Source organism: Acinetobacter sp. P8-3-8 (assembly GCF_000214135.1).
GTDB lineage: Bacteria > Pseudomonadota > Gammaproteobacteria > Pseudomonadales > Moraxellaceae > Acinetobacter.
This window is the reverse complement of sequence record NZ_AFIE01000089.1, coordinates 1-5,853: the sequence shown is the minus strand read 5'-3', so window position 1 is coordinate 5,853 and position 5,853 is coordinate 1. Positions and strand designations below refer to the sequence as shown.

Genomic DNA, 5,853 nt, shown 5'->3' with positions numbered 1-5,853 from the left:
GGTTTTTTATATCAATCTGACAAAGCTACAAAAGGATGAATGATTTCAATCAATTTTATAGTTTGTATTCAATTTCTAATTGCTTAGAAACGGAATTTAGCATTTAAGCCAACAGTTTGAGTATCGCCAGCAAAAGAAACTGCTTCGCCTTTGTTTGCTTCATAGTTAGCATTTACATAGCTTGCGCCTACAGCAATTGCAGGAGTAATGAAGTAATTTACATTTGCACCCCAAGCTGAGTCAGGAGTACCGTCATAGCTAGAAGCAGCATAAGACGCACCAACACTGATTTGTGGAGTTACATAAAGATCTGTTTTAAATTGGTATGCAGTTGCATCGCCATAGATAAGGCCAGATTCAAAGCCAACAGCCATGTTTGTACCATCAATAGCACCAACGTATTTAGTACGTGCAGTGATCGCATCTTGGTCTTCACCAATAGTTACAGCTTCAGCAGTTGCTTTAGCAACACCGTTACCCATAACGTTGAATGCATCAATAGCAGCTTGGTCAGCAGCACTTGTATAACCAACAGCAACTAAGAAGTTGTTAATTGGTAAAGCACCCACTTCTAATGCATAGCGATCACCTTGATCATCTGAAGCATTGTTGTTTTTGCTGTCAAGAATCGTGTGGCTATAAGAAGCGCTAGTGTATACAGGTACGTATGGAGTAGGTACATAAACTTCAGCTTTAGCACCGAAGTTATGAGCAGTAATATCGATACCGTTTGAACCTAATTCACCGTAGTTATAAGCCAAAGATACGTTAGATGCTTGGTTTAAGAACGCTGCTTCAGCCAATGGACCTTTTGAAGAGTCAACATTTTTGAAGTAATAAGTACCTTGAAGACCACCAGTGAAGTCTTTGTCATTTACAGTCGTATCGATATACTCTGATTGACCTTGAACTTCGAATTGGTATGCTTGAGCGCCGGTCATGGCTAATAATAGAGCAGTGGCTAAACCGAGTTTTTTCATAATCTTTTCCAAGAGGATAAATTGGTGAAACAGACGGCATTGTATTGTAACAAGATATTAAGTCAATGATGTTTAAGGACATTGAAGGCTTGATAAATGCGAGAAAAAAAAGTGGATGAAAAATAGACATTCAGTCTGGTTAAAGTCAACCTATAAAAAAATCAATCATAACAATCAAATAAATTCTTTCTCAAAGATATTTCGTTAAAAAATGATGACAAAATAGAAAAATCTTTGATTAGTTTTATTGTATATTTTTGGAATTATGATCGGTATTAACAATTATAACTTTGGCTTAATGATACTCATTTATCATCATTTATGTGCATTTAGGGCTTATTAAGGTGATTTTTTTCTTTAAAAAATATTAAAAATGATAACTAAATCTAAATAATTTAAAAATCCGATAATTAATATTTTATTTATTTGTTTAATTCGCTTTACAAAGATAGATATGTTTCACATAATTAATAAATAAGGTTTACTGATTAAAAGTAAATTTTATTCCAATTTCAAAGTTTAATACTCAACTTTCCCCAAAGTTGAGTTTTTTTTGCCTAAAAAATATTCCAAAAAATAATTAAATTTAAGAATAATAATACTGGTTTTTTCACATGATCATTACTTTTTTAAATTTTGATTCATTACGATCTGTCAGCTTTTTGCAAAAAAAATCCCAAATTTTATTCAAATCTGGGATTTTTCGCCAAAATCTGAGGATTTCTAGTATTCTGCTGAAAAATACTAAATCGCCCTAATTAAGTGCATTTTGCATCATAATGATGCAAAAGTAAATGTTTCATGACATGTAATTTAATAATAATGTAAGTTATGAAGCTAATTCCTGTGAATATGATAATAATTAACCATTTATAGATGAGAGCATTGATAGCAATGAAACGTAGAATAAAGCTAAGCTTATGTGCCGTACTGACCAGTCTAATGTTTTCAGGCTGCGTATATGATTCAAAACGCAATCAAACAACTGTGCTTTCAGATCGACAACATGAAATTTCTTCCTTATTTAATCAAGCGCATACTCAAGCAGTTTTTGTCACCTACGATGGTAAACAATTCAAAAGCTATGGTAATGATTTAAACAGGGCGAAAACTCAATATATTCCAGCATCGACATTTAAAATGCTGAATGCCCTGATTGGCTTGCAACATCATAAAGCAACCAATACCGAAGTCTTTAAGTGGAATGGGGGAAAACGGTTGTTTCCCGCATGGGAAAAAGACATGACTTTAGGTGAGGCGATGCAGGCATCGGCTGTTCCTGTATATCAAGAACTTGCAAGACGTATTGGTTTAAGTTTGATGCAAGAAGAAGTGAAAAGAGTCCATTTTGGTAATACGCAAATTGGATCACAAGTCGATAACTTCTGGTTGGTTGGGCCATTAGAAATTACACCTGAGCAAGAAGCTCAATTTGCTTATCAATTGGCAATGAAGCAACTTGCTTTTGATCCTGCTGTGCAACAACAAGTGAAAGAGATGTTATATATCGAACGCCGTGGTGATACAAAACTTTATGCCAAAGCTGGCTGGGGAATGGATGTTGAACCGCAGGTGGGCTGGTATACAGGCTGGGTAGAGCAACCGAATGGTAAAGTGACCGCTTTTGCTTTAAATATGCAAATGGACAAAGGTACTGATCTTGCGCAACGAAAACAACTCACCTTGGATACTTTAGATAAATTGGGATTGTTCTTTTATTTGAACTAGTTTTTTAAAGTTAAAAAAATACCCAGTTTATTGGGGGAAACTGGGTATAAAAGGGTATTAATTTTCAAATAGTGATATTTTGTTCAAATATCTCTGCTTGTGTAGCTATTCTATGCATATTCTATTTATATGTAAAATGTTAATTTCTTATACAGATTATCTGTAAAAACGATTACAGAAATGAAGTCTAAATAAGTAGATGAAACTAGAATTCTTTTTCTAGATTTAAATAAAATAAAGGAGAGAAAAATATAAATTTAAATGTACACTTTTCACGCAATTTATCATCTATTTAGTGCTTAAGTTGTGATCATTTTCTAATTGTATAATGAAAATTTTAGTCTACATTACGGTAAATATCTTGTAAGATGGCGTCAATACGTTTTCATATTTATCAAAATAAAGCTTCCAATGGAATGACGAAGATGGAGCAGCAATTACGTTCTGAACAGATTAGTGTACGTCTGCTCATTCTCATGTTCGTTATCATTTTATCTGTACTCCTTATTGCAATTCCTCAAATTGTTCACAGTTATCAAGAATACGTAAAGTTACATCGCTCATTGGTGGATATTCAAAATTTAAGAATATTTGCTGAAACCTCTAATAAAATATCACGTGAAAGAGCGCCATCAAATAAAGCTATGGCGGGTAGTGTAGAAGAATTACCAACTCGAATAAAAGAATTGCAAGAATATCGAATTGGCGTCAATCAGCAGATTGATTTAACAGTGCGCACTTTGCAACAAGCGGGTTTTCCGACATTGGCAAAGCAGGTCGATGTTCAACTCAGAAAAGATTTAGATTTTGGGCGTAAGCAGGTTGATGCTTATATTGCAAAGCCAAAACAAGCACGTACAGCAATAGAAATGGACCAAGCTATACGCAATATGTTTCGCGCTTGGGATAGCAGTAGAACGATCTTGCAACAATTGATTATTGACTCGAAACGGAAAAATAGTGGTGTTACAGATTATGCTTCTATCGTACTCATTTTAGCTGATTTACGAGATCAGGCAGGTCGTGTCGCATCCAATATTATGGCCCCACTGAGTTTTGCAGAGCCTATTCCTGAATATAATAAAATTCGATCCTTGCAAACACAGGAACACGTAAAATATCTGTGGCGTTTAATGGATATCATACAGCCAGAGCATTTAAAAACACCAAAATATTTAGAACTACATGATCAAGTGAAACGCCGATTTATTGATCAAGGACTGCCGATCGTTAATCAGCTCATACAACAAAGTGGAGATCAGCAACCTTATTCATTACAAGCCAATCAGTTGACAGATGCGATGGTGGATAAGTTTACGTCAATTGTCGATTTACAATCCTATTTGCTTGAGATGCATAGTTTAGAAGCTCAGCGACAAATGCAGTCTGCACAACGACAATTTTTTCTCATTTTGTTGATTTCGATTTTATTGCTCACTGTTGCTTTTTTTACCATGGTTTATACACGTAAAAAACTATTTGAGCCTTTGATCCAAGCTCAATATATGATTGAGGAGTTATCACAGATTTATGAACGTGATCATGTAGATACGGTTGCTTTGCAAAACAAAGAAACGCATAACTTAGCGGATGCAATTCATAAATTAAAAGCCATGTTGAAACAGCGAGATATTCTTGAATTTCAACTGAAAAATATTGCCAATACAGACAGTTTAAGTGGTGTTTCAAATCGCTTGGGCTTAGAGGCATATTTGAAAAATGCACTCGCAAAGCCGAATCAATTTCAGAAACTCAGCTTAGTCATTGTTGATATTGATAATTTTAAGAGTGTGAATGATCAATATGGTCATATTCTAGGTGATTTGGTGATTGTTGAAATTGCACAATGTTTAAAGGTAAATATTTCTCAATCTGATTTGATTGTACGTTTTGGTGGCGATGAGTTTTTAATTTTAATTGCTCATTCTGAGCGCAATTGGATTATGCAAATTGCGGAAAGTATTTTGGCAGATGTGTCACGTTTGCGAATTGATTTACCTGCTTCATCTGAGAAGTTAAAAGTTTCAGTGAGTATCGGTGTGGCGACAGGTGCAGAAAACTGGGAAGATTTATTTAATCAAGCAGATGAGTCTTTATTTAAAGCAAAAGCACAGGGTAGAAATAAAGTCGTAGGATAATGGTAATTTTTTCTTCCTCGATTGGATTGCGATAAAACTAGAACTAGATAAGAGATCAATAGAATGAGTGAAGATTGTATTTTCTGTAAAATCGTTAATCATGCATTGCCGCATCATCTTATTGATAGTAATGATGATTTTATGGCATTTTTAACCATATTTCCCAACACTTTGGGTGCAACAGTAGTTATCCCCAAAAAGCATTATTCAAGTTATGCATTTGATTTAGATGATGATGTTTTAACTGAATTGATGCTATATACCAAGAAAGTTGCGAAAAAGTTAGATGGTTTTTTTGAAGATGTTGGACGTACAGCAATGGTATTTGAAGGTTTTGGTGTAGATCATGTGCATGCGAAATTATTTCCAATGCATGGTACTAAACAAGTGCATGAAAACTGGCAAGCTGTGAACTCGAATGTCGATAAGTATTTTGAACAGTATGAAGGTTATATTTCTTCGCATGATTTTCAGCGAGCGGATGATGGAGAGTTAGCGAAGTTAGCTGAAAAGATAAGAGGTTTAGAATAGCTTTATTGAATTTTCTATCTGAGTTTTTATTAGAAATTGTTTTCTAAAGAGTAAGTATAAGTTTTACGAGATAAGTATGAATATTCAAGAAAAAAGAAGTCGCTTGCAAAAATTACTTGAGCATAATATTAAAAATGAAGAAATAGGTACAGCAATTGCAATTACAGGTTCATGGGGTGTTGGTAAGACTTTTTTCTGGAATGAGTTGCTGAAAAGTATCCGAGAAAATGATGTTGATAATGTTCTTTCAAAAAGAAAATATGCATACATTTCATTATTTGGCGTTGAATCGTTGAGTGATTTAAAAACCCAAATATATAGCAATGTTGAAAATCATCATTTACCAATAGAAATTCCAAAGTGGTTAAAAAGTTTGCCTTCCATTTTTAAAGACACTCGTGTTACCCAATTAGGAATAAATGCACCGATAAAACTCATAGATAACTTGATGTTTAATCAAGTGAAAGAGGCAGTCA

General features: G+C 34.2%; 5 protein-coding genes. 4 read left to right on the top strand and 1 reads right to left on the bottom strand.

The genetic code is table 11. The annotated features are described in order from the left end of the window. Positions 1–83: 83 nt before the first annotated feature. Entirely contained in the window at positions 84–980 is an 897-nt protein-coding gene (omp33-36, locus tag GGG_RS0118100; RefSeq protein ID WP_010117554.1) for a porin Omp33-36, read from the bottom strand. A gap of 894 nt (positions 981–1,874) precedes the next feature. Here omp33-36 and blaOXA point away from each other — a divergent pair. From blaOXA to GGG_RS0118080, 4 genes are all read left to right on the top strand, one after another. Then, positions 1,875–2,708 (top strand): class D beta-lactamase, encoded by an 834-nt coding sequence (blaOXA, locus tag GGG_RS0118095; protein ID WP_029574705.1) that lies wholly within the window; start codon positions 1,875–1,877, stop codon positions 2,706–2,708. Positions 2,709–3,133: 425 nt separating this feature from the next. Then, positions 3,134–4,846, top strand: coding sequence for a GGDEF domain-containing protein (locus tag GGG_RS0118090; protein WP_010117551.1), 1,713 nt, complete (start codon positions 3,134–3,136; stop codon positions 4,844–4,846). A 63-nt stretch (positions 4,847–4,909) separates the two neighbouring features. Further along, positions 4,910–5,377 carry an HIT family protein gene (locus GGG_RS0118085; RefSeq protein ID WP_010117549.1) on the top strand — a complete coding sequence of 156 codons (468 nt, stop codon included), beginning with the start codon at positions 4,910–4,912 and terminating at the stop codon, positions 5,375–5,377. Positions 5,378–5,453: 76 nt separating this feature from the next. Next, positions 5,454–5,853 (top strand): P-loop NTPase fold protein (locus GGG_RS0118080; RefSeq protein ID WP_010117547.1); only part of this gene is annotated, 400 nt, incomplete at its 3' end.

Bases quoted from the DNA above. Each gene is read 5' to 3' on its own strand.
- omp33-36 (WP_010117554.1), bottom strand. From the start codon at position 980: ATGAAAAAACTCGGTTTAGCCACTGCTCTATTATTAGCCATGACCGGC.
- blaOXA (WP_029574705.1), top strand. From the start codon at position 1,875: ATGAAACGTAGAATAAAGCTAAGCTTATGTGCCGTACTGACCAGTCTA.
- GGG_RS0118090 (WP_010117551.1), top strand. From the start codon at position 3,134: ATGGAGCAGCAATTACGTTCTGAACAGATTAGTGTACGTCTGCTCATT.
- GGG_RS0118085 (WP_010117549.1), top strand. From the start codon at position 4,910: ATGAGTGAAGATTGTATTTTCTGTAAAATCGTTAATCATGCATTGCCG.